The sequence below is a fragment of the Collinsella aerofaciens genome (genome assembly GCF_040920445.1).
Lineage (GTDB): Bacteria > Actinomycetota > Coriobacteriia > Coriobacteriales > Coriobacteriaceae > Collinsella > Collinsella aerofaciens_BH.
Map to the genome: position 1 here is coordinate 1 of NZ_JBCOTQ010000100.1, position 1,967 is coordinate 1,967.

Genomic DNA, 1,967 nt, shown 5'->3' on the forward strand with positions numbered 1-1,967 from the left:
TCAAGGTGCACGCCCCGCGGCTGATCCGGTCCGACCGGGCCGCGCGGCAAGGAGATATATTGCCAGACCGGAGGGGCCCCGGGGGCGGGAATCTGGGCGTACACATTTCCTACACATCTTGTGATCCTCAGCTATATTTGCCAGTAATAAAGAGGGGACCTCGTTTCCGAGATCCCCTCCTCCGTCTAACTATAGAAATAGGCTTTCAAAGCCTTAGGCCAACAACTTGCGACCAGACTCCTCAATCGCGTCAAGTGCGGCATCAGCCTCGGCGGCATCCGCGCCCTTAGCGAAGATGTACAGCTTAATCTTGGGTTCAGTGCCGGAAGGACGAACAATACCCTTGTTGCCGCCCTCAAGATCGAACTCAATGACGTTAGCCTTCGGCAGGCCGTTCACGCAGGTGTTGTAATCCACGACAGCCTCAATCTTGGAACCGGCGAGCTCCGCGGGCGGGTTCTCGCGCAGACCGGCCATGATGCCGGCCATCTTTGCCGCACCCTCAGCGCCCGGATAGCTCAGCGAAATCGTCTTGTTGTGATAGTAGCCATACTTCTCGTACAGCTCGTGCATCGCATCTGCAAGGTTCTTGCCCTGGAGCTTGTAATACTGCGCCATCTGGCAAATCAGGAGAGAAGTGCTCACGGCGTCCTTGTCGCGCACGTGGTCACCGGCCAGATAGCCGTAGCTCTCCTCAAAACCGAAGATAAAGCGATCGACCTCGCCGGCATCGGAAAGAGAAGTAATGATGTCGCCGATGTACTTGAAGCCCGTCAGGCAGCGGCGGAGCTCAAAACCGTACTCGTCGGCCAGAGCGTCGACCATGGCGGAAGAAACGATAGTAGTAACGGCAACCTTCTTAGTGAGGTCCTCACCGCGGGCAGCACGGGTCTTGCAGATATAGTCGAGCAACAGAACGCCCATCTCATTGCCGGTCAGCAGCAGATAGTCATCGCCATTCTTAACGGCAACGCCAACACGGTCGGCGTCGGGATCGGTTGCAAGCAGCAAATCAGGGTGAACCTGCTCGCACAGGTCAATGCCCTTCTGCATGGCCTGACGAATCTCGGGGTTAGGATACGGGCAGGTCGGGAAATCGCCGTTAGGCTCCCTCTGCTCGGGAACAACCGTGACATCGGTGATGCCAGCGCGCTCGAGCACCGTCGTGACGGGAATGAGGCCGGTGCCGTTGAGCGGAGTGTAGACGAGCTTAAGCGGAGCGCCAGCGATCTCCTCGGCAGAAAGGTTGGTCACGCCGCGGGCGAGAACGGCGTCATAATAACGCTCGAGGCACGAGTCATCGATCCATTTGACCAGACCCTGCTCAAGAGCCTCATCGAAGTCCATGGACTTCACACCGGTAAACGTATCGGTCTCGGCGATAGCCTTAGAAATTGCATCGGCAGCCTCGCTGGTGATCTGGCAGCCGTCGGGGCCATAGGCCTTATAGCCGTTATACGGCGCCGGGTTATGGCTAGCGGTCATGCAAATTCCACCGGAGCACTTAAGGTCGCGGACGGCCCAGGAGAGCGTCGGCACGGGAGAAATCTTGGGATACACGAGGGCAGTCACGCCGTTTGCTGCAAGAATGGCAGCCGTCGTCTTAACGAACAGCTCACCTTTATTGCGGCTATCGCGAGCGATGGCGACCGTCGGATGCTCGAAGGTCGCATTGAGGTAGTCAGCGAATCCCTGGGTCGCACGACCGACCGTATAGATATTCATACGGTTAGTGCCCGCACCGATAGTGCCGCGAAGGCCGGCAGTACCGAAGGCGAGATCCTGGAAGAAAGCGTCGGTGATGGCGTCCTCATCACCCTGCTCCTTCATCGTGTTAAGCTCAGCGAGGAGCTCCTCGTCCTTGACATTGGCAATCCAAGTATCAAGCAGCTCATGAACATCTGCCATGTGAGTCCTTCCGTCACAATCAATAAAACGACCCGTGTAAAACAGGACAAGCGCAGCAG

1 protein-coding gene is annotated in these 1,967 nt (G+C 57.4%); it reads right to left on the bottom strand.

The features are described 5' to 3' along the window. Window positions 1–213 precede the first annotated feature (213 nt). Window positions 214–1,908, bottom strand: coding sequence for a phospho-sugar mutase (locus AB5405_RS09770; protein ID WP_238023322.1), 1,695 nt, complete (start codon window positions 1,906–1,908; stop codon window positions 214–216). Window positions 1,909–1,967 lie beyond the last annotated feature (59 nt).

Bases quoted from the DNA above. Each gene is read 5' to 3' on its own strand.
- AB5405_RS09770 (WP_238023322.1), bottom strand. From the start codon at position 1,908: ATGGCAGATGTTCATGAGCTGCTTGATACTTGGATTGCCAATGTCAAG.